Origin of the sequence: Burkholderia sp. 22313, from assembly GCF_052045245.1 — a bacterium.
GTDB lineage: Bacteria > Pseudomonadota > Gammaproteobacteria > Burkholderiales > Burkholderiaceae > Burkholderia.
On sequence record NZ_JBQEON010000001.1, the window covers coordinates 356,538 to 377,429 of the forward strand.

Sequence of the window (20,892 nt, forward strand, 5' to 3'; positions counted from 1 at the left end):
AGTGTTGGACGACGCCGGGCGGGAATTCCTACCATGTGCACCAACAGGAGGAATCGCATGATAGCAACTGCCGCCACCATCGAACGCATCGAGACGTTGCTGGTCGACGTGCCGACGATCCGGCCCCACAAATTATCGGTCGCCACGATGAATTGCCAGACCCTCGTGCTGGTCCGGGTTCGATGCACGGACGGTATCGAAGGCGTCGGCGAGGCGACCACGATCGGCGGTCTCGCCTACGGCGAGGAGAGCCCCGAGAGCATCAAGGTCAACATCGACACCTATTTCGCACCGCTGCTGCAGGGCATGGACGCGACGCGCCCGGGCGCCGCGATGGCACGGGCGCGCAAGCTGTTCCAGGGCAACCGGTTCGCGAAGTGCGCGATCGAGACCGCGCTGTTCGACGCGCAGGCGCGCCGCCTCGGCGTGCCGCTGTCCGAGCTGTTCGGCGGCCGCACGACCGATGCGGTCGACGTTGCGTGGACGCTCGCGAGCGGCGACACGCAGCGCGACATCGCGGAAGCCGAGGCGATGCTGGACGCGCGCCGCCATCGCGCCTTCAAGCTGAAGATCGGCTCGAATGCGGTCGACGACGACGTCGCGCACGTGATCGCGATCAAGCGTGCGCTCGGCGAGCGCGGCGACGTGCGCGTCGACGTGAACCAGGCCTGGAGCGAAACCGACGCGATCCGCGCCGGCGCACGACTGGCGGACGCCGGCGTGAGCCTCGTCGAACAGCCGATCGCCGCGACCAATCGCGCGGGGCTGAAGCGCCTCACGCAACTCGCGCGGATCCCGATCATGGCCGACGAAGCGCTGCACGGCCCCGTCGATGCGTTCGCGCTCGCGCAGGACCGCGCGGCCGACGTGTTCGCGGTGAAGATCGCGCAGTCGGGCGGCCTGCTCGGCGCGGCGAGCGTCGCCTCGATCGCGTCGGCGGCCGGCATCGACCTGTACGGCGGCACGATGCTCGAAGGCGCGGCCGGCACGATGGCGTCCGCGCAACTGTTCAGCACGTTCGGCTCGCTGAAATGGGGCACCGAACTGTTCGGCCCGCTGCTGCTCACCGAGGAAATCCTCGTCGAGCCGCTGCGTTACCAGGATTTCCAGCTGCACCTGCCGGCGACGCCCGGCCTCGGCATCACCTTCGACTGGGCCCGCATCGAACGGATGCGACGCGACGCCCGCTGATCCCACACGACACGACAACCGAAACCGGAGACACAGATGAACAAGCAAGCCATCGACGCCCTGCTGAAAACCTTCGACGACGCCGCGGAAAAGCCCGGCAATCCGCGCGTGCGCGCGATCGTCAACCGGATCGTGAAGGACATCTGCTACACGATCGAGGACTTCGACGTGCAACCGAGCGAATTCTGGACCGCGCTGAACTACCTGAACGAAGCCGGCCGTGAATTCGGGCTGATCGCCGCGGGACTCGGCCTCGAGCGCTTCCTCGACGTGCGGATGGACGAAGCCGAGGAAAAGGCCGGCATCCAGGGCGGCACGCCGCGCACGATCGAGGGGCCGCTGTATGTCGCGGGCGCACCGGAATCGGTCGGCCATGCGCGCCTCGACGACGGCACCGATCCGGGCCAGACGCTGATCATGCGCGGCCAGGTGCTCGGTCACGACGGCGCGCCGATCGCGAACGCGCTCGTCGAGGTGTGGCACGCGAACCATCTGGGCAACTACTCGTACTTCGACCCATCGCAGCCGGCGTTCAACCTGCGCCGCTCGATCCGCACCGATGCCGACGGCCGCTACAGCTTCCGCAGCGTGCTGCCGGTCGGCTACAGCGTGCCGCCGGGCAGCAAGACGGAGCAGCTGCTCGACCAGCTCGGCCGCCACGGCCATCGTCCGGCGCACATCCACTTCTTCGTTTCCGCGGACGGATATCGTAAGCTGACGACGCAGATCAACATCGAAGGCGATCCGCACATCTGGGACGACTTTGCATTCGCGACCCGCGAAGGGCTGATCCCGAAGGTCAAGCAGGCCGAGGGCGACCAAGGCAAGCCGTATGGCATCGACGGACAGTTCGCGCTGATCGACTTCGATTTCTCGCTGCTCAAGGACCAGCAGGACGTGCCGGCGAGCGAAGTCGAGCGGGCGCGGGCGCAGGCCTGAGCGGCCGTTCCGTTCGACGAATCGACAACGCAAGGAGTGCAGGATGCTGTTTCATGTGGAAATGACCGTCCGTCTGCCGACGGACATGGATCCGGTCAAGGCGGCCACGCTGAAGGCCGAAGAGAAGGCGATGTGCCAACGGCTGATGAACGACGGGACCTGGCGGCATCTGTGGCGCATCGCGGGGCAGTATGCGAACGTCAGCATCTTCGATGTCGAGAGCGTGCAGCAACTGCATGACCTGTTGAGCCAGCTGCCGTTGTTTCCGTATATGGAGATGGACGTGCGGGCGCTGTGCCGGCATCCGTCTTCGGTGCGGGACGATGATCGGTAAGTGACGGCGAAGCGCGCCGTTTCCGAACGGCCGCAAGACACGCCACACGGGCGGCAGGCGCGCACATCGCCTGCCGCCCGTGTCGTTTCGCAGCGCTTGCTTCGCGTATTGCGACGCCTCACGTCGATGTCGCGACGATCACATCTCGCGCGCCAGATGCGCGGCAAATCCCGCTTTCCCCGGCGCGATCTCCTCCTTCAACGTCAGCGCCGGAATCTCGTAATCGCCCGCGTTCTGCCGCCGGAACGGAATCGGCTGTGCCGTCCACAGTTCATCGAGGCGCTTGCCGAGCGCGGCACGCGTTTCGTCGAAGCGCGCGCCGTTCATCTTTCCCGTCCGATAGATCACGAACGGCGGCAGCACGTCGAACCCCGGGTAATACAGCATCCCGTGCTGGATCGGGAACAGTACGTCGTCGATCGGCCCGTTGATGCCGCGCGCGCTGTAGTGCGACGCCCAGCCGCCCGCCGTGACGATCAGCATCGCGCGCTTGCCGGCGAACGACCCTTCGCCATAGCGATCGCCCCAGTGCGTATCGGAATGCTCGCCCACGCCATAAGCGAAACCGCACGCATAGACGCGCTCCACCCAGCCCTTCATGATCGCGGGCATCGAGAACCACCACAGCGGGAACTGCAGGATCACCGCATCGGCCCACTTCAGCTTCTCCTGCTCGTGCGCGATGTCGTCGCTTTGCAGGCCCGCCGCAAACGCATTTTTCGAGTCGAGCGACGGATCGAAACGCGCATCGGGCGCGCGACCGGTCACGTCGTTCGCATCGAACGCGGCCTTCCAGTTCATCGCATACAGATCGGTCACCTGCACGGTGTGGCCCGCCGCTTCGAGATGGTCGACCGCGAAGTCCCGCAATGCGCCGTTCAGCGAGCGCGGTTCGGGATGGGCATAGACGATCAGCACGTTCATGTTCACTGCTCCGTTGATTGAATGACTGCAGGATGCCGCCGCCAACGATATAGTTGAAATGAATTCCTGATATTCCAGGTATAGCCATGAACAATCTCAGACGACTGGACCTGAACCTGCTCGTCACGCTCGACGTGCTGCTCGCGGAGCACAACGTCACGCGTGCCGCGGACAAGCTGAACATGTCTCAGCCGTCGGTCAGCGTGCAGTTGCAGAAGCTGCGCGACCTGTTCGGCGATCCGCTGCTGCTGCCGGGGCCGCGCGGAATGCGGCCGACCGCGCGCGCGGAAACGCTGCGCGAGCCGCTACGGGATGCCCTCGAAGCGGTCGAACGCGCGGTGCTGACGGCCACGCCGTTCGATCCGGCGACCGCGACGAACACCTGGCGCGTGGCCGCGACCGACTATGGCGAATCGACGATCGTCCTGCCCGCGCTGAACACGCTGCGTTCAGCCGCCCCCGCGACGCGGCTCGCCGTCGTCGAGCTGGTGCCGCCGCGCATCGAGCAGGATGCCGAACGAAACGGCATCGACCTGGCGTTCCATACGACCGAAGGGTCGCCGGAAGGGATGCGGCGCCTGCCGCTGTTCGTCGAGCGCTACGTGCTGGTCGGTCGCGCCGGCCATCCGAAGCTGAAGCGGCGCCCCACGCTCGCGCAGTTCGGCGCGCTGGAACACGTGATCGTGTCGCCCGACGGCGGCGGCTTCCTCGGCGTGACGGACGAAGCGCTGGCGAAGGCAGGCGCCGCGCGACGCGTCGTGTTGTCGGTCCCGCATTTCCTGTTCGTGATGTCGGCCGTTGCCAGCACCGACCTCGTCGCGATGCTGCCCGAGCGGCTGGTGCGCGACGTCCCCGCGTTGCGCGTCGTGGAGGCGCCGGTCGAGGTGCCCGGCTACGAGATGTCGATGCTGTGGCACGAGCGCGTGCATCGCGATCCCGCGCATCGCTGGCTGCGGGAGACGATCGCGGCATCGGTTTGAATCGCGTGCCGGGGCCGCGCGCCGATCGACAAAAACCCGTCGCCGCACACGCCTATTCATTCGGGACTTGAAACCGCCTCGAACACTGTATATATTTACAGTGTTTTTGCACCATTTGACCCGAATTCCGTCACCCATGACGGACGGACTTTTGTGAGGCGACCATGTTCCAGTCATCCGCATTCGATCCCGAGCAACCCGGCTTCAACCCCGCCCACTTCGAGCGTGCCGCGCAGCGGGCGGTCGTCGACCTGCAGCGTGTCGCCGGCGGCCCCGCGCAACGCGCGCTCGGCCTGCGGCGCCGCACGCATCCAGCGGCCGCCCGCACGATGAGCTGGCAGGCGCTGCTGAACATCGAGGAGCTCGCCTTCTCGAATACCGGTTTCCTGAGCCGCAACGACCCGACGGTCGTCGACGCGTTCATCCGCCTGCGCGACAGCCGCCTGGTTGCCGCGGACGTCGAGGAGCCCGTCGACTGGCGTCGCGACGACGACGACCTGCCGGCCATCTATCTGATCGTCAAGGCGATGCTCGAAGCGGAAGCGGAAGAACGGGCCGAAGCGGCCTGACGCGCGCCGGCCGGCGGCGGATCGCTATCTGCCGGGATCGCGTCGCCACGTTGCAGGGCGACGCCGTCCATTCGTTCGACGCAGGTCGGCATGCCCGCGCATGCCGCCAGCATCAGCGGGCGCAAGGCCGCGAGTCGCCGCCGCACGGCCCCTTCGCCTCACGACCGGCCTCACCACCGGCCTCACCACCGGAAGCGACAGCCCGTTACAACCGCGCCGCCAGCCGCGAGCCCTGGTCGATCGCCCGCTTCGCATCGAGTTCGGCAGCCAGTTCCGCGCCACCGATCAGGTGCACCGAGCGTCCGGCTGCCTGCAGCGGCGCGAGCAACGCACGCTGCGGTTCCTGCCCCGTGCACAGCACGATCGTGTCGGCTTCGATCAGTTCATGGCCGGTGCGCTGCTCGCCGTACGACACGTGCAGCCCGCACGCATCGATCCGCTCGTAGTTCACGCCGCCGATCATCTTCACCTGCTTCATCTTCAGCGTCGCGCGATGAATCCAGCCCGTCGTCTTGCCAAGGCCCTTGCCGAGCGGCGCGGCCTTGCGCTGCAGCAGCGTCACGTCGCGCGCGGGCGCCGCAACCTGCGCGCGCGTCACGCCGCCGCGCGTCGCGGCCGGATCGGTCACGCCCCACTCCGCTTTCCATTCTTCCAGATCGAGCGTCGGCGACGCGCCGTCCAGCACCAGATACTCGGCGACGTCGAAGCCGATGCCGCCCGCGCCGACCACGGCAACACGCCGGCCGACCGGCTGCCGGCCGGTGAGCACGTCGATATAGCTGAGCACGTTCGGTCCGTCCTGCCCGGGAATCTTCGGGTCGCGCGGCGCGACGCCGGTCGCGAGCACGATCTCGTCGTAGCCACCCGCGATCAGGTCGCTCGCGTCGACGCGACGATTCAACTGCAGGTTCACGCCGGTCAGTTCGACCTGGCGGCCGAAGTAACGCAGCGCTTCGTCGAACTCCTCCTTGCCCGGAATCCGCTTCGCCAGGTTGAACTGGCCGCCGATCTCCGCCGCGCTGTCGAACAGGTCGACGCGATGGCCGCGCTGCGCGAGCACGGTCGAGCAGGCGAGCCCGGCCGGCCCGGCACCGACCACCGCGATGCGCTTCGGCTGCTGCACGCGTACATAGATCAGCTCCGTCTCGTGGCAGGCGCGCGGGTTCAGCAGGCATGACGCGATCTTGTTCTTGAACGCATGGTCGAGGCACGCCTGGTTGCAGCCGATGCAGGTGTTGATCTCGTCGGCGCGGCCCTGCGCGGCCTTGACGACGAACTCGGCATCCGCGAGCAGCGGGCGCGCCATCGACACCATGTCCGCGCAGCCGTCCGCGAGAATCTGCTCGGCCACTTCGGGCCGGTTGATCCGGTTGGTCGTCACGAGCGGGATGCCGACCTCGCCCGTCATCTTCTTCGTCACCCATGCGAACGCGCCGCGCGGCACGGAGGTCGCGATCGTCGGCACGCGCGCCTCGTGCCAGCCGATCCCCGTGTTGATGATGGTCGCGCCCGCGCGCTCGACCGCCTTCGCGAGCTGCACGGTCTCGCGCCAGTCGCTGCCGTCCGGGATCAGGTCGAGCATCGACAGCCGGTAGATCAGGATGAAGTCGCGCCCGACCGCTTCGCGCGTACGCTCGATGATCTCGATCGGCAGGCGAATGCGATTCTCGTACGAGCCGCCCCACTGATCGCTGCGCTTGTTCGTGTGCATCGAGATGAACTGGTTGATCAGGTAGCCCTCGGAGCCCATGATCTCGACGCCGTCGTAGCCGGCCTCGCGTGCGAGCTGCGCGCAGCGGACGAACGCGCGGATCTGCCGCTCGACACCGCGCGCGCCGAGTTCGTGCGGCGCGAACGGCGAGATCGGCGACTTGATCTTCGTCGGCGCGACCGCGAACGGGTGGTAGCCATAGCGGCCGGTATGCAGGATCTGCAGCGCGATCTTGCCGTCGTCCGCATGCACGGCGTCGGTGATCACGCGATGGCGCCGCGCGCCGGCCGACGTCATCAGCGTGCCGCCGAACGGCTTGGTCCAGCCGGCCACGTTCGGCGCGAAGCCGCCGGTCACGATCAGGCCGACGCCACCGCGCGCGCGTTCGGCGAAATAGTCGGCGAGGCGCGGCAGTGTCTTGCGGCTGTCCTCGAGGCCCGTGTGCATCGAGCCCATCAGCACGCGGTTCTTCAGCGTGGTGAAACCGAGATCGAGCGGCGCGAGCAGATGGGGGAAAGAGGTCGTCATGATGATCCTGCCGGTAAGCGATGGGTGTCATCGTAGGCCGCCCGCCGCCTTGAACGTGAGGGGGCAAACAGCCATAATGCTTGTCATTTCCGGCCAAAAAGACATGACCTCCCTGCCACGCAAGGACCACCTCGGGCTACGCCGGCCGACGATTCCGGTCGCCTATACGCGCCTGCTGCTGCAGGCGCTGGCCGCGCGCGGCGTTGATCTGGCCGCGGTGCGCGCGGGCACCGGGCTGCGCGACGCGGTGTTGGCCGAACCGGACGCGCGCGTCGCGCCGACGCAATGGGGCCGGCTCGTGCTCAACGCGATCGAGATCGGCGGCGATCCGGGCATCGGGCTCGCGTTCGGGCTGCTGCTGAAACCGACCGTGCACGGCTTCCTCGGCTACGCCACGCTGACCGCGCGGGACATCCGCGACGCATTGGTCGTCACGCACCGCTACTTCCGGATGCGCAACCGTCAATATCGGCTGACCTATGCGGAAGACGAACACGGCGCGACGCTCGAACTGCACGGCGTGCAGACGAGCCCCGTGCTGCAGCATCACGTGATGTTCGAGTTCGTGCTGACGGGGCTCGCGCAAAATATTTCGCAGTGGTCCGGGCGCGCGTCGCCGCCGATCGCGCTGCGCTTCACGTGGCCGGAACCCGGCTATTTCGCGCGCTATCGCGATCAGTTGCCGCCGGTCGAATTCGGCTGCGCGGCGAATGCGCTGTGGATCGCGCGCGACGTGCTGGACTGGCCGCTGCCGCTCGCCGACGACGTCGCGCACCGGCAGGCGCTCGTGCAGGTCGAGCGCGAGTATGCGCAGGTGCGCCAGGAGGAAGGCGATCTCGTCGAGCGCGTGCGCGCTGAACTGGCGCGCACGGCCGGCGACTATTCGAGCCCGGAGGCGCTCGCCGACGCCCTGCTCGTATCGACGCGCACGTTGCGGCGCCGGCTCGAGGAAGCCGGATGGAGCTACCGGCAACTGCTCGACGAAGCGCGGTTTCGCGACGCGAAGCAGTTGCTCGCGGCATCGGACCTCGACCTGAAGACGATCGCCGAGCGGCTGCAATTCACCGACCCGGCGAATTTCACGCGGGCGTTCCGACGGTGGGCCGGGCAGACGCCGAGTGCCTATCGGGAAGCGGCGGCGGGCACGGCGCTCGAATGACGGGAAAACGCGGGCGGCGCCGCGCGCCGGGCCTGCACATCACTTCATCGGTATGATGAATGCCACGTCAACGTGATACGGGCCGACGCCCACTTTCAGCCATGCGCAATCACACCACCGTGATCGAGTCGACGATCGACCGTATCGATACGAATCTCATCCGTATCGCGGCCAATACCAACCAGGTGCCGCTTTATCGCCTGACGATGCAGGACACCTGCTACTTCATCGCAGCGGGCGACGTCGATGCAGAAGCGTTCAAGCAGATCGATAGGCTCCAGCCCGGCATGCCGGTAAGCGCGTGCATTTTCGACGATCATGGCCGTCGCAGAATCGCGTGGATCGTCAGCAACGATCTGGCGATTCCACCCTACGACGCGCTCGCGCAGAGGGAACACAACCTGTCGCTGCTCACGTGGGCATCGTGCGTGTTCGTGCTGAGCCTGCTGATCGGCAGCGCCGCGTTCAACGGCGGCTGGGCACTCGTCTTCGCACTGACCGTGTTCGTCAGCATCATCAGCCTGCTGGGCACGCTGATCGCGATCGGCGGCTTGTCCGAACTGGTGTTCCGGCCGCAACGGCGCGAAGCCCAGGAAAAGTGGCAATGCCAGCCGCCCCGACTCACGTTCGAACGGAGCAACGTATGACGGATCGTTCCATGCGAATCGCGTCCGGCTGCGTGACGTCCGTCGGCCAGAAGACGATCAGTACGAAGGTATGGAGCAACAACCTCGGCTGGACGACGCAGAGCATCGAAGAGATCGAGCTTCGACTCGACGCATTCGATGCGCCGCTCACGCTCCGGACAGGCGGGACGCGCAACCTGTTCGTCGTTGCAGGCGACCGGCTGCATGTCGCGTATGCCGAGGGCCGCGATAGTCTCGCGATCTACGGCATCCACAACGTGACCGACGGTTCGATCTATCTCGTTCGTCCCGCACGCGTCGCCAGCGCCCGAACCGATGTCATCGCGACGATCGGCATTCTGATCGCCGTGGCGTTCGCCATCGGCATCATGTCGGTGCTACAAGGCAGCACGAACGGCATGCTCGACATCTTTGCGTGGTTTGGCGGAACCGCACTCGGCTTCTTCGTGCTGAGCGCGATCCTGCGTTCGGCGTTCGGCCTGATTGGCTGGCCCGAAATCCGGCGGCTCAAGCAGCCAGGCGGCAGACGCGAGATGAATGCGGCAAAACATGCGCTGTCGCTCACCGCGGACGATGCGCCGCGCATCCGCTTCCTCTGAACCGACGAGCGCGCGATGCGTCAGCCGCCTATACCAATGCGCGCACCGCCCTCCCCCGCCTCGATCCGCACCTCGCCGTTCGCGGCGACGATCGCGTCGTACACGGCATCCGTCACGCACACCACCGGCACCGCGATCGCATACAGCTCCGCAGCGACGATCGCGCCGATCGAGATGATCAGGTCGCGCTCCTTCAGCACGATCCCGACCGGCCCCGTGCCGTTGCGCACCGCTTCCGCGAGCACGCTGCTGCTCGAACTCGAGCCCTTCGCGTGCGGCATCACCATGATCCGGCCGGCCAGGCTCGCGCCGGCCTGCGGATGCCCGCGATCGACGATCCGCCCCGCGCCCGAGTCGTAGCCGCCCCAGAAACTGAGCGGCTTGTCGAGCACGATCGTGTTCGCGCATGCGCTGCCCGGCACGAGCGTGTCGCCCGTCAGTTGCCCGTTCGTTGCGTCAGTCATCGAATCGCACCTTGCCTTCGAACGCGGAGCGCACGCACTCGCGCATGCTGCCGTACGCCACCGTGACGCCGATGTTCGCCGGCGCATACGATGCCCATTTCCCCGAGTTGGTCATCACCAGGCCCGACAGTTGCTTCATCACCGGCGTGATGTACGTGCAGGTGTCGACGACGATCTGGATGCCGCGCGCATCGAATTTCGACGCGAGCCCGAGCTCGCCCAGTTCCCACAGGATGAAGCGGCTCGTGTTCACGTAGAAATCGCACTTCGGCTTGCCGTCGAACCGGTCGAGCAGCGCGTCGAGCGTGCGGAATTCGGCCAGCGAGAAATGCGGCGTGCCGAGCGCGACCGCGACGAGCGCATCGCCCGCCGAGCCATGATTCAGCGTGCGACGAATCTCGTCGAGATCGGCCATCGCGACGTCGACCGTGCGTTCGGCGGCGCGACCATGCAACGCGGCATCGAGCGTCGGCGCCTCGGGCGTGACGCCCACCGCATGGAACAGCGCGACCGCGCCGCTCGATGCGGCGGCCGCGCCGAGTGCCTTGAGTTCGTCTTCGCTGGTGTCCGCGGGCAGCCCGACGATCGCCGGTACGATCGCGCCGGCGATCCTGCCGATCAGCAGCCCAAGCGCCGCGAAATAGATGTCGCGCGACGGCCGGCCGCCGAAGTCCGGCGCGTTGAACACGATCCGCGCCGCGCGATTCGCCTCCACGTGCAGCCCCGCATACGGCGCGCGGCCGGTGATCGCGGCGGCCAGATCGAGAAAGTCGCCGTAGCGGCTGGTGCGCGCACCGAGCACCGAATTGGCGAACACGATCGCATTCGATTCGGCCCATGCGATCTGCTCACCGAGACGCGGACGATTCTTCAGCTGATACGGCGCGCACGTGAAACTCGATTCGCAGCCGAGTTGCAGGTGCGCATCCATCAGGCGCTGCGCGTCGCGCTGGATCGTGCGGTCGCCGTGATAGAGCTCGGGATGGATCAGGTCGAGCGACCCGACGTTCAGCGTGGTCGGCACCGCGACTTGCGCGCCGGTGTCGACGAAATACTCGACGAAGTCGAGGCTCGTCTGGCCGTGGTAAAGACAGCCGTCGATATGCGCGGACGTGATGTCGATCAGGTGCGGCGCCGACATGACTTCGGCCGTGCGCGCGACGATCCGCATCGCGCGCGCGACGCCGTCGCCGAATGCGCCGCGCAACATCGCGTCGTCGCGCTCGCTCAACTGCAGCATGGGGGGTGCTCCTCGTGTCTCGTCCGGTGGATCCGGATCGCCTTTGCAATACTACCGTGCGCGCCGGGCCTAGCGCATCGCCGTCAGGCTGAACAGCTCGTCACGCAGCGCCTTGGCCCGGCCGCGGCCGAACTGCGTCTCGAACTCGTCCTGCGCGGCCTGCCACGCGACTTTCGCCTGCGCATAGGTGCGCTCGCCGAGCTTCGTCAGGCTGAGCGCATGCGCGCGCGCATCATGCTCGGACGCCGCCGCGGCGACGAATCCGTCGCGCTGCAGCGGCTTCAGCGCGCGCAACAGCGTCGTGCGATCCATCACCAGCGTATCGGCGAGCTCGCTCATCACCAGCCCGGGCCGGTGCGACAGGTTCGCCATGATCGAGAACTGCGCGGGCGTGACCCCGACCGGGGCCAGATGCCGCTCGTAGCGTTGCGTGACGAAGCGCGCCGCCTGACGCAGCGCGAGGCAATTGCAGGCCTGGGCCATCTGGAGATCGTTCATGACCGGCAATTTATATGTGCATATGCATAAAGTCAATGTACACTCCGCCGTAACGGCGCCGGCGGCCGGCCACCGCGTCAAGGAGACGGACATGGACTACATCGACAAGCTGCGGATTTTCCGGTCGGTGGTGGAAACGCGCAGCTTCACGCGCGCGGCCGACATGCACGGCCTCGCACGGCCGGTGGTGTCGCGGGCGGTCGCGGATCTGGAGGCGCGCTTCGGCAGCCGCTTGCTGCACCGGACCACGCGCCAGGTGTCGCTGACCGAAACCGCCGAGCGCATCTACGAACGCTGCGCGGCCGTGCTCGACGAACTCGATTCGCTGGAAGCACAGGCGCAATCCCATACGCGCGAACCCGAGGGGCTGCTGCGCCTCGTCGCGCATACAACGGCCGCGCTGAACCGGCTCGTGCCGCTGATCGCCGGCTTCAAGGCCGCGCATCCGAAGGTGCGCCTCGACGTCACGCTGACCGAGCGCCCGGTCGACCTCGTCGGCGAAGGCTACGACATCGGCATCGTCGTGCCGTACATGTTGACGAGCGAGACGACCGTCGTGCGGCTGGTCGAACGCATCCCGGTGGTGATCGTCGCGACGCCTGCGTATCTGCGCACGCATCCGCGCCCGGCAACGCCAGCCGAGCTCGCCGGGCACGCGTTCGTGCCGATGTCGCCGTCGCTGCGCCGGCCCGCGCTGTCGTTTCGTGTCGACGGCGATTTGCTGACCGTGCCGTTGAACTTCGACATCGCGTCGAACAGCCCCGTCTTCAATCGCGAAATGGTGATGCACGACTTCGGCATCGGCGTCGTGCCGAGAACGCTCGTCGAGGTCGAACTCGCGTCGGGCGCGCTCGTGCAGTTGCTCGAAGGCGCCGATCTCGTCGACGCGTTCGTCGAAATCAAGCTCGCTTACGCCAACCGCGCGCTGCTGCCGGCGAAGGTCAAGGCGTTCATCGACTACACGGCCGCGTACTGTGACCACGAAGGCGGGATTGTTCCCGCCGCGGCCTGATCCGGCGCGAAAACGCGCCGTCCGGCCATCGATTGGTACAGCCACGGCACCAATCTGATCCTGCGCCGCCGCTCGCTTCGCCTCGCCGTGCCACCTAATATGTGCACATGCACACGACCAAGCTTACCGATGACGATTGCTTCGCGGTTCGGCAAGCCGCACGGCGGGTCTCGCAGTTCTACGAGCGCTATCTGTCGCGGGCGGGCGTCACGCCGTCGCAGTACAGCATTCTCGCGCTGCTGCGGGAGCGCCCGGGCCTGACGATGGCGACGCTGTCGGCCGCCCTGGTGATCGAGCGCACGGCGCTGCTGCGGGCCCTCAAGCCGCTGATCGGCGCGGCGCTGGTGACGGGCCGGATCGAGCCGCGTTGCCGCCGCCAGACGTTCGCGCTGACCGCGCACGGCGAAACGAAGATCGCCGACGCGCATGCGCACTGGCTCGCCGCACAGCAAGCGTTCGAGCAGCGGTTCGGGTCGGCCCGCGCGGCCCGCCTCAGAGACGAATTGTTCCGGATTACGCACAACCTGCCGGAGCGCGATTGACGACTTCCCCGATCGGCGACGTGTCGTCGGTCGCTTCAATAAGTGCATATACATAGGTGAATCGATGGAAACGACCCCAACCGCTGCCGCCCGCGACGCAGCCACAATCGACCGGCCGGCCACGCAGCGCCGCGTGCCGTGGATGCGGATCGCGGTGGGCGCCGTCATCGTCGCGGTCGCGGCCGCGACGCTCGACTGGCTGTGGGTGCTGCGCTTTCAGGAAAGCACCGACGATGCGTATGTCGGCGGCGACGTCACGGTGCTTGCGCCGAAGGTGAACGGCTTCGTCGACAAGATCCTCGTGACCGACAACCAGCGCGTGAAGGCCGGCGACGTGCTCGTGCAGCTCGACGCGCGCGACTACGATGCGAAGCTCGCGCAGGCCAGCGCGGAAGTCGACGGCGCACGCGCCGCCGTGACGGAGCTCGAAGCGAAGCAACAGCTTCAATACGCGGTGATCGGCCAGCACGCGGCGGACCGGAACGCATCGTCGGCCGAGCTCACGCGTGCGTCGGCCGACCGCGTGCGCTACCGCGCGCTCGTGAAATCCGATGCGGTGTCGAGCCAGATCGTCGAACGCGCGGACGCCGACTATGCGAAGGCGGCTGCGGCCGTCGCCCGCAGCGACGCCGCGTGGCTCGCATCGAAGCGGCAGCTCGACGTGCTCGGCGCGCAGCTCGCCGATGCGCGGGCCCGCGTGAACACGGCGCTCGCCGCGCAACGGGTCGCGGCGCTCAACGTCGAATACACGACGATCCGCTCGCCGGCCGACGGCTACGTCGGCAACCGCACGGGCCGCGTCGGGATGCTCGCGAACGTCGGCGTGCCGCTGCTGACGATCGTGCCCGCTTCCGGGCTGTGGATCGACGCGAACTTCAAGGAGGACCAGCTGCGCAAGATGCGCGCGGGCGATCGCGTCGACGTCGCGCTCGATGCGTCGAGCCTGCGCCTGCATGGCCGCGTCGACAGCCTCGCGCCCGCGACCGGCGCGACCTTCAGCGTGCTGCCGCCCGAGAACGCGACCGGCAACTTCACGAAGATCGTGCAGCGCGTGCCGGTGCGCGTGCAGCTCGATCCGCAGCCGGGCATCGAGCAGGTGCTGCGCCCGGGCCTGTCCGCGGTCGTGACCGTGCATACCGGCCACGCGAACTGAACGGGAGCCGACGATGACCACCGCATTCTCCGGCGACCCGGCGTCGCAACCGACGAAACAGCGTGTCTTCGCGTTCGCGCTGATGTGCGTCGGCTTCTTCATGGCGACGCTCGACATCCAGATCGTCGCGTCGTCGCTGCGCGACATCGGCGGCGGGCTCTCTGCAAGCCAGGACGAGCTGTCGTGGGTGCAGACGGCCTACCTGATCGCCGAGATCATCGTGATCCCGATGTCGGGCTGGCTGTCGAAGGTGATGTCGACGCGCTGGCTGTTCGTCGCGTCGGCGATCGGCTTCACGATCACGAGCATGCTGTGCGGGCTCGCGTGGGACATCAATTCGATGATCCTGTTTCGCGGGTTGCAAGGCGCGCTCGGCGCCGCGATGATCCCCACCGTGTTCACGACCGCGTTCGTGCTGTTCCCGGGCAGGCAGCGGCTGGTCGCGTCGACGACGATCGGCGCGCTCGCGTCGCTCGCGCCGGCAATCGGGCCGGTGATCGGCGGCTGGATCACCGATCAATGGTCGTGGCACTGGCTGTTCTACCTGAACCTCGTGCCGGGCGTCGTCGTGGCCGCGCTGGTGCCGCGCTACGTGCGGATCGACGCCCCCGACCTCAGCCTCGTCAGGCGCGGCGACTATCCCGGCATCGTGCTGATGTCGGGTTTCCTCGGCTGCCTCGAATACGTGCTGGAGGAAGGCCCGCGCAAGAACTGGTTCAGCGACGACGTCATCCTGATCTGCGCATGGATCTCCGGCATCTGCGGCTTCCTGTTCATCGTGCACGCGCTGAGCGCCGACGATCCGGTCGTCGACCTGCGCGCGCTCGTCGTGCGCAACTTCGGGATCGGCAGCCTGCTGTCGTTCGTGACGGGCATCGGGATCTTCGTGACGGTGTTCCTCACGCCGCTGTTCCTGGCGCAGGTGCGCGCGTTCAGTTCGCTGCAGATCGGTATCGCGCTGCTGTCGGTCGGCGCGTTCCAGCTGCTTGCGCTGTGCGTGTATGCGTTCGCCGCGCGCTACTTCAGCATGCGCGCGCTGCTCGTGTTCGGGCTCGTCTGCTTCGGCCTCGGCTGCTACCTGTACACGCCGATCACGCACGACTGGGGCTGGCGCGAGCTGTTGCTGCCGCAGGCGCTGCGCGGCATCGGCCAGCAATTCAGCGTGCCGCCGATCGTGACGATGGCGCTGGGCTCGCTGCCGCAGTCGCGCCTGAAATCGGCAAGCGGCCTGTTCAACCTGATGCGCAACCTCGGCGGCGCGATCGGCATCGCGGTGAGCGCGACGATGCTCAACGACCGGGTGAACTTCCACTACCTGCGCCTGAACGAGCACGTGAGCGCGGGCGAGCCGCAGGTCGCGTCGCTGCTCGATCGCCAGGCCGCGTACTGGACCTCGGTGGCCGGCAACACGCTGGATACCGCGCAGGCCGGCCTCGCGAACCTGCACCGGCTGATCTATCGCGAAGCGCTGACGCTCACCTATGCGGATGCGTACTACGCGCTGTCGCTGTGCTTCGTCGTCGCGCTGGCCGCCGTCGCGTTTTCCCGTCCCATCACCCTGAACGCGCCGCCGCCGGACGCGCACTGAAGCCGAGGTCGTCATCATGAAAAAGCTACTCGCCGCCCTCGCTGCCAGCGCATTCGCCGCCGGCTGCGCGGTGCCGCCCGCGCAGCATCCCGCGCTGCACGATGCCGTTCAAGCGCTCGCCCCCGCCGCGTGGGATACCGACGTGCCGCGCACGGGCGCCGATGCCGCCGCGTGGTGGGCGCAGTTCCACGATCCGGCGCTCGACCGGCTGATCGACACCGTGCTCGACGGCAACCTCGATCTGCAGGCCGCCGCCGAACGCGTGAAGCAGGCGCAGGCGCTGACCGTGCAGAAGCGCGCGGTGCTGCTGCCCGCACTCGACGCGACCGCGCATGCGGCCGACGCGCGCCAGAACACGCCGCCGCCGCTCGGCTATGTGCGGCAGGCCGGCGCGGGGCTCGCGCTGAGCTGGTCGCCGGACGTGTTCGGCGGTGAACGGCTCGACCTGCTGGCCGCGCAGGCCGAACGGGTCGGGCAACAGCACGCAGAAGACGCGATGCGGCTCGCGCTCGCGGCCGATGCGGCGTCCGCGTATGTCGACCTGCGCTGGGCGCAGCAGGAACTGAAGATCCTGCAGGACAACGCGGCGATCCGCCGGCATGCGCTCGACCTCACGCGCAAGCGGCAGGCGTTCGGGCTGTCGACGGAGCTCGACGTCACCCGCGCGCAGAACCAGCTCGATGCGCTGGACGCGCGGATTCCGCCGACGCAGGCGCGGATCGCGCATCAGCTCAACCTGATCGCCGTGTATTCGGGCCGCACGCCCGAATCGGTCGACCGGCTCGTGCTCGCGCAGGCCGGCGCGATTCCGGTGCCGCCGGCCGGGTCGCCCGACACGCTGCCTTCGCAGGCGCTGCTGCGCCGGCCGGACGTGCTCGCCGCGTATGCGCAGGTCGAGCGGCGCGCGGCGCAAGTCGGTGTCGCGAAGGCCGAGCGGTATCCGAAGTTCTCGCTGAACCTGACGGACGGAATTCTGGCCGCGTCGTACCTCGGGTTGCCGACGCTGACCGACAACCTGTTCAGCGCGGCGTTGAGCGCGACGAGCCCGATCTTCAACGCAGGGCGGATTACCGCCGATATCTCGCAGAGCGAAAGCCGGATGCGCGAGTCGGAACTCGGGTTGCGACAGACGATGTTGCAGGCGCTGCGGGACGTCGAGGATGCGCGCGCGAACCTCGTCGGCAGCGATGAAGCGACGCGGCGGCTCGACAGCGCGCTCGCGGCGTCGGGCCAGGCGCTCGGGCTGGCGAACCAGCTCTACAAGGGCGGCGCGACGGATTTCCTGGATGTGCTGTCCGCGCAGGAGGTGTATCTGCGGGATTCGGATGCGCTCAACCAGGCCAAGCGCGAGCATGCGCTGGCGGCGGTCGCGTTGTATCGGTCGCTTGGAGGTGGATGGAGCCGGAATGACGCGGCGGGTGACGCGCAGACGGAAGCCGTCGCCGCAGCAAAGGATTGATCGCGAAGGACTGACCGCGACCGCCCGCCGATACCGGACGCGCGATCTCGCGGCCGGAGGGTCCGTGTGTACGGGCCGCGCGGGCAGTCGGCCGGGTCACGCCGCTGCGTCGCCCGGCCCCGCCGTGCGTTACAGCGGCGGCCGCTTCAGCTTCACCCAACGCTGCACCGACGGCCGCTCCCACTGCGCGCGCGCATAGTCGGCCAGACGCTGCGGCACCGGATCGTCGTTCAATACCAGGCGATTCAACATCACCGCCAGGTCGACATCGGCGATGCTCCACGCGCCGAACAGGTTCGCCGCGCCCGGTGCGAGCAGTTTATCGGCGGCCGCGAACAGCTTCTGCGCGGCGGCCTGTGCCAGATTCGACAGCGGCTCGCTCGACGGGCGGTAGAACAACACTTCGGTCGACCGCTCCGTGCGGATCGGCATCAGGTCGCTGCGCAGCCACGCCTGCACCTGGCGCGCCCGCGCGCGCTGGCGCGGCTCGGCCGGATAGAGCCGTGCGCCCGGGAAAGTCTCGTCGAGATATTCGGTAATCGCGGACGATTCCGACAGCGCGAAGTCGTCGTGCACGAGCGTCGGCACGCGTTGCGTCAGCGACGTCGCCGCATAGTCCGGCGCGAAATGCGCGCGGTTGCCGAGATCGACGGTCACCAGGTCGTACGGCAGCGATTTTTCCTCGAGCGCGACGAACACGGACATCGCGTAAGGGCTCGCATATTGCGAGTCGGCGTAGAGGCGGAGATTACCGGTTTGCACTGCAGGCTCCTTGTGAATGCGGAGGCCGGGCATCGCGAGCGGATGCGCCGGGGGCCTCCGGTTGGGTCATTTCATTGCGGGATGAAACAGCTACACGGCGGGCAATCGGCGCGATCAACCCGCGTCGGGCCATCGGTATCCGATCACTTCGCTCACCGGATACGCGAGTTCGCGCACGGCTTCGAGCTGATTGCCGCCGAACAGGTGCACGTGCTGGTCGTCGTGACGCAGATAGAACCCGACGTGGCCCTTCCAGCTCGCGGGATCGTCGCGCGTCAGGACCGCGATGCAGCCGTACACCGGGCGCTCCAGCGGCCGCCCCCATTCGAGCCACGAGCGCGCGAGCGCGGAGCCCGTGCCGCGGATGCCGGCACGCGTCATGCACCAGTTGGCGAACGACGAGCACCACGAAATCTTGTCGTCGTAACCGACGAGATTCGTGTGGTTGTTGTATTCGACGATGCGCGGATTGATGCTGCCGGGCGGGAACCGGCGGATGCCCAGTTCGGCCAGCGCGACGGGCATCCACGGCGGATGGCCGGCTGGCGGGTTGCCCTCGGGGTTCGATCGGATCACGACGGTCTCGGGTTCGGTGGTCGAAACGCCGCCTATATTCGCACGAATGCGGCGGCATGGCAGTGCCGTTTCGGGCCCGGCGCGCCCGGCCATGCCCGGCCGCCGTCGGCCTTCCCGAATCCCGGCCAAGGCCGCCCCGCATGGCGCGGAAACGGCCTGACCGCCCTCGCGCCCCGCCCGTCACTCCACCGTCACCGATTTCGCCAGGTTCCTCGGCTTGTCGATATCCGCGCCGCGCAGGCACGCGGCGTGATACGCGAGCAGTTGCAACGGCACGACGTGCAGGATCGGCGACAGCAGCCCGTAGTAATCCGGCATCCGCAGCACCGACACGCCCTCGCCGTTGTCGATCCGCGTATCGGCATCGGCGAATACGTAAAGCTGCCCGCCCCGCGCCCGCACTTCCTGCATGTTCGACTTGAGCTTCTCGAGCAGCGCGTCGTTCGGCGCGATCGTCGCGACCGGCATCGCATGCGTCACGAGCGCGAGCGGCCCGTGCTTCAGCTCGCCGGCCGGATACGCTTCCGCGTGGATATACGAAATCTCCTTCAGCTTCAGCGCGCCTTCGAGCGCGATCGGGTAATGCAGCCCGCGCCCGAGAAACAGCGCATTCTCGTGCCGCGAGAACTCCGCGGCCCAGCGCTCGATCTGCGGCTCCAGCGCGAGCACGTCCTCGAGCGCGTTCGGCAGCCGCCGCAGTTGCGTCGTATAACGGGCAAGCTGCGCGTCGTCGACATAACCGCGCAACCGGCCGAGCGTCACCGCGAGAATGAACAGCGCGACGAGCTGCGTCGTGAACGCCTTGGTCGACGCGACGCCGATCTCCGGGCCGGCCCGCGTCAGGAACCGCAGGCCGGTCTGCCGCATCATCGCGCTGGTCGGCACGTTGCAGATCGCCAGCGTGTCGATATGACCGAGCGCCTGCGCGTACTTGAGCGCGGCGAGCGTATCGGCCGTCTCGCCGGACTGCGACACGCTGACCACCAGCGTATTCGGCAGCGCGAGCGCATCGCTGTAACGGTATTCGCTCGCGATCTCGACCTGCGCCGGCACGCGCGCGATCGTCTCGAGCCAGCGGCGCGCCGTCAGGCCGGAATAATGACTCGTGCCGCACGCGAGGATCAGCACGTTGTCGATCTGCTCGAACGCGCGCGCGGCATCCGGGCCGAATGTCGCCGGATCGAACAGCCCCGCATCGGGGATGGTCGCGGCGACGGCCTGCGGTTGCTCGAAGATTTCCTTCTGCATGAAGTGGCGGTACGGCCCGAGTTCAACCACGCCTTGCGTCGCCGAAACGGTCTGGACCGGGCGTTCGACCGGCGTGCCGCCGCGCGCGAGCACCCGCACGCCGCCCGGCGTCAGTTCGACGATGTCGCCTTCCTCGAGAAAGATGAACTGATCGGTGATCCCGGCCAGCGCGAGCGCGTCCGATGCGAGAAAGCATTCGCCGTCCCTCACCCCGACCACCAGCGGCGAGCCGGCGCGCGCGCCGATCAGCCGCTGCGGCTCGTGCTTGCTGAACACGGCAATCGCATACGCGCCGTGCAGCTGCGCCGTCGCGTCGCGCACGGCGGCGAGCAGGTCGCCGCGATACTTGCTGTGGATCAGGTGCGCGACGACCTCGGTATCGGTTTGCCCGTCGAATTCATAGTGCTCGTCGGACAGTTGCCTGCGCAACGTTTCGTGATTCTCGATGATGCCGTTGTGCACGAGGGCGATCTCGTCGCGCGAGAAGATCGGATGCGCGTTGCAGGTGGCCGGCGCGCCATGCGTCGCCCAGCGGGTATGCGCGATGCCGGTGCTGCCGGACAGCCCGGCGTCGCGGACGTGCGCGTCGAGATCGGCGACGCGCGATACGCTGCGCTCCCGGCGCGCCTGGCCGTCGACGACGGTCGCCACGCCGCATGAATCGTAGCCGCGATACTCGAGGCGGCGCAATCCTTCAATCAGAATCGGAACGATGTTCCGTTGCGCGACCGCGCCGACGATGCCACACATGACACGCCTCCTTCCCTTT

The 20,892-nt window shown here is 67.6% G+C and carries 21 protein-coding genes; 13 read left to right on the forward strand and 8 right to left on the reverse strand.

The annotated features are described in order from the left end of the window. Positions 1–57 precede the first annotated feature (57 nt). The 3 genes from ACTJKF_RS01500 to catC are packed head-to-tail and all read left to right on the forward strand — an operon-like array spanning position 58 to position 2,464. Positions 58–1,191, forward strand: coding sequence for a muconate/chloromuconate family cycloisomerase (locus ACTJKF_RS01500; RefSeq protein WP_440621772.1), 1,134 nt, complete (start codon positions 58–60; stop codon positions 1,189–1,191). Between the two features lie 36 nt (positions 1,192–1,227). Continuing rightward, a complete protein-coding gene (catA, locus tag ACTJKF_RS01505; protein WP_440621773.1) occupies positions 1,228–2,130 on the forward strand; it encodes a catechol 1,2-dioxygenase in 903 nt (300 codons plus the stop codon). A gap of 43 nt (positions 2,131–2,173) precedes the next feature. Beyond that, a complete protein-coding gene (gene catC, locus ACTJKF_RS01510; protein ID WP_440621774.1) occupies positions 2,174–2,464 on the forward strand; it encodes a muconolactone Delta-isomerase in 291 nt (96 codons plus the stop codon). Between the two features lie 138 nt (positions 2,465–2,602). Here catC and ACTJKF_RS01515 read toward each other — a convergent pair whose 3' ends face one another. Next, the gene (locus tag ACTJKF_RS01515) at positions 2,603–3,388 is read right to left on the reverse strand and encodes an NAD(P)H-dependent oxidoreductase (protein ID WP_440621775.1); all 786 of its coding nucleotides are present in this window, start codon (positions 3,386–3,388) and stop codon (positions 2,603–2,605) included. 86 nt (positions 3,389–3,474) lie between these two features. Here ACTJKF_RS01515 and ACTJKF_RS01520 point away from each other — a divergent pair, with 86 nt between their 5' ends. Together ACTJKF_RS01520 and ACTJKF_RS01525 are read left to right on the forward strand one after the other, a co-directional pair. After that, complete coding sequence (locus ACTJKF_RS01520) at positions 3,475–4,368, forward strand: LysR family transcriptional regulator (RefSeq protein ID WP_440621776.1); 894 nt, start codon at positions 3,475–3,477, stop codon at positions 4,366–4,368. A gap of 164 nt (positions 4,369–4,532) precedes the next feature. Continuing rightward, on the forward strand, positions 4,533–4,937 hold the full coding sequence (locus tag ACTJKF_RS01525; RefSeq protein WP_440621777.1) for a DUF2471 family protein: 405 nt from the start codon (positions 4,533–4,535) through the stop codon (positions 4,935–4,937). 205 nt (positions 4,938–5,142) lie between these two features. Here ACTJKF_RS01525 and ACTJKF_RS01530 read toward each other — a convergent pair whose 3' ends face one another. Beyond that, a complete protein-coding gene (locus ACTJKF_RS01530) occupies positions 5,143–7,176 on the reverse strand; it encodes an oxidoreductase (RefSeq protein ID WP_440621778.1) in 2,034 nt (677 codons plus the stop codon). A 76-nt stretch (positions 7,177–7,252) separates the two neighbouring features. On the opposite strand from ACTJKF_RS01530, the gene ACTJKF_RS01535 reads away from it, so the two are divergent. The 3 genes from ACTJKF_RS01535 to ACTJKF_RS01545 all read left to right on the forward strand — a co-directional run bounded on the left by ACTJKF_RS01535 (position 7,253) and on the right by ACTJKF_RS01545 (position 9,581). Beyond that, positions 7,253–8,335 carry an AraC family transcriptional regulator gene (locus ACTJKF_RS01535; protein ID WP_440621779.1) on the forward strand — a complete coding sequence of 361 codons (1,083 nt, stop codon included), beginning with the start codon at positions 7,253–7,255 and terminating at the stop codon, positions 8,333–8,335. 101 nt (positions 8,336–8,436) lie between these two features. Next, positions 8,437–8,982 (forward strand): hypothetical protein, encoded by a 546-nt coding sequence (locus ACTJKF_RS01540; RefSeq protein WP_440621780.1) that lies wholly within the window; start codon positions 8,437–8,439, stop codon positions 8,980–8,982. Next, positions 8,979–9,581: a hypothetical protein gene (locus ACTJKF_RS01545; protein WP_440621781.1), complete on the forward strand. Its 603-nt coding sequence runs from the start codon at positions 8,979–8,981 to the stop codon at positions 9,579–9,581. The genes ACTJKF_RS01540 and ACTJKF_RS01545 overlap by 4 nt, the downstream gene beginning before the upstream one ends. A gap of 20 nt (positions 9,582–9,601) precedes the next feature. Here the strand turns inward: ACTJKF_RS01545 and ACTJKF_RS01550 are convergent, their stop codons facing one another. The 3 genes from ACTJKF_RS01550 to ACTJKF_RS01560 all read right to left on the reverse strand — a co-directional run bounded on the left by ACTJKF_RS01550 (position 9,602) and on the right by ACTJKF_RS01560 (position 11,783). Further along, positions 9,602–10,045 (reverse strand): aconitase X swivel domain-containing protein, encoded by a 444-nt coding sequence (locus ACTJKF_RS01550; protein WP_440621782.1) that lies wholly within the window; start codon positions 10,043–10,045, stop codon positions 9,602–9,604. Next, entirely contained in the window at positions 10,038–11,285 is a 1,248-nt protein-coding gene (locus ACTJKF_RS01555) for an aconitase X (protein WP_440621783.1), read from the reverse strand. Before ACTJKF_RS01555 ends, ACTJKF_RS01550 begins: the two co-directional genes overlap by 8 nt. A gap of 69 nt (positions 11,286–11,354) precedes the next feature. Beyond that, positions 11,355–11,783: a MarR family winged helix-turn-helix transcriptional regulator gene (locus ACTJKF_RS01560; RefSeq protein WP_440621784.1), complete on the reverse strand. Its 429-nt coding sequence runs from the start codon at positions 11,781–11,783 to the stop codon at positions 11,355–11,357. Between the two features lie 91 nt (positions 11,784–11,874). Between ACTJKF_RS01560 and ACTJKF_RS01565 the strand changes: the two genes are divergently transcribed. The 5 genes from ACTJKF_RS01565 to ACTJKF_RS01585 all read left to right on the forward strand — a co-directional run bounded on the left by ACTJKF_RS01565 (position 11,875) and on the right by ACTJKF_RS01585 (position 17,537). After that, positions 11,875–12,795 carry a LysR family transcriptional regulator gene (locus ACTJKF_RS01565; RefSeq protein WP_440621785.1) on the forward strand — a complete coding sequence of 307 codons (921 nt, stop codon included), beginning with the start codon at positions 11,875–11,877 and terminating at the stop codon, positions 12,793–12,795. 107 nt (positions 12,796–12,902) lie between these two features. Then, positions 12,903–13,337, forward strand: a complete 435-nt coding sequence (locus tag ACTJKF_RS01570; protein WP_440621786.1) for a MarR family winged helix-turn-helix transcriptional regulator — start codon at positions 12,903–12,905, stop codon at positions 13,335–13,337. 64 nt (positions 13,338–13,401) lie between these two features. Beyond that, on the forward strand, positions 13,402–14,490 hold the full coding sequence (locus tag ACTJKF_RS01575) for an HlyD family secretion protein (RefSeq protein WP_440621787.1): 1,089 nt from the start codon (positions 13,402–13,404) through the stop codon (positions 14,488–14,490). Positions 14,491–14,503: 13 nt separating this feature from the next. Next, positions 14,504–16,078, forward strand: coding sequence for a DHA2 family efflux MFS transporter permease subunit (locus ACTJKF_RS01580; protein WP_440621788.1), 1,575 nt, complete (start codon positions 14,504–14,506; stop codon positions 16,076–16,078). A gap of 16 nt (positions 16,079–16,094) precedes the next feature. Then, positions 16,095–17,537 (forward strand): efflux transporter outer membrane subunit, encoded by a 1,443-nt coding sequence (locus ACTJKF_RS01585; RefSeq protein ID WP_440621789.1) that lies wholly within the window; start codon positions 16,095–16,097, stop codon positions 17,535–17,537. A 129-nt stretch (positions 17,538–17,666) separates the two neighbouring features. Here ACTJKF_RS01585 and yfcF read toward each other — a convergent pair whose 3' ends face one another. From yfcF to glmS, 3 genes are all read right to left on the reverse strand, one after another. Beyond that, the gene (yfcF, locus tag ACTJKF_RS01590) at positions 17,667–18,299 is read right to left on the reverse strand and encodes a glutathione transferase (RefSeq protein WP_440621790.1); all 633 of its coding nucleotides are present in this window, start codon (positions 18,297–18,299) and stop codon (positions 17,667–17,669) included. A gap of 114 nt (positions 18,300–18,413) precedes the next feature. After that, on the reverse strand, positions 18,414–18,824 hold the full coding sequence (locus ACTJKF_RS01595) for a TIGR02594 family protein (protein WP_440621831.1): 411 nt from the start codon (positions 18,822–18,824) through the stop codon (positions 18,414–18,416). Between the two features lie 231 nt (positions 18,825–19,055). Continuing rightward, positions 19,056–20,873, reverse strand: coding sequence for a glutamine--fructose-6-phosphate transaminase (isomerizing) (gene glmS / locus ACTJKF_RS01600; RefSeq protein WP_440621791.1), 1,818 nt, complete (start codon positions 20,871–20,873; stop codon positions 19,056–19,058). Positions 20,874–20,892 lie beyond the last annotated feature (19 nt).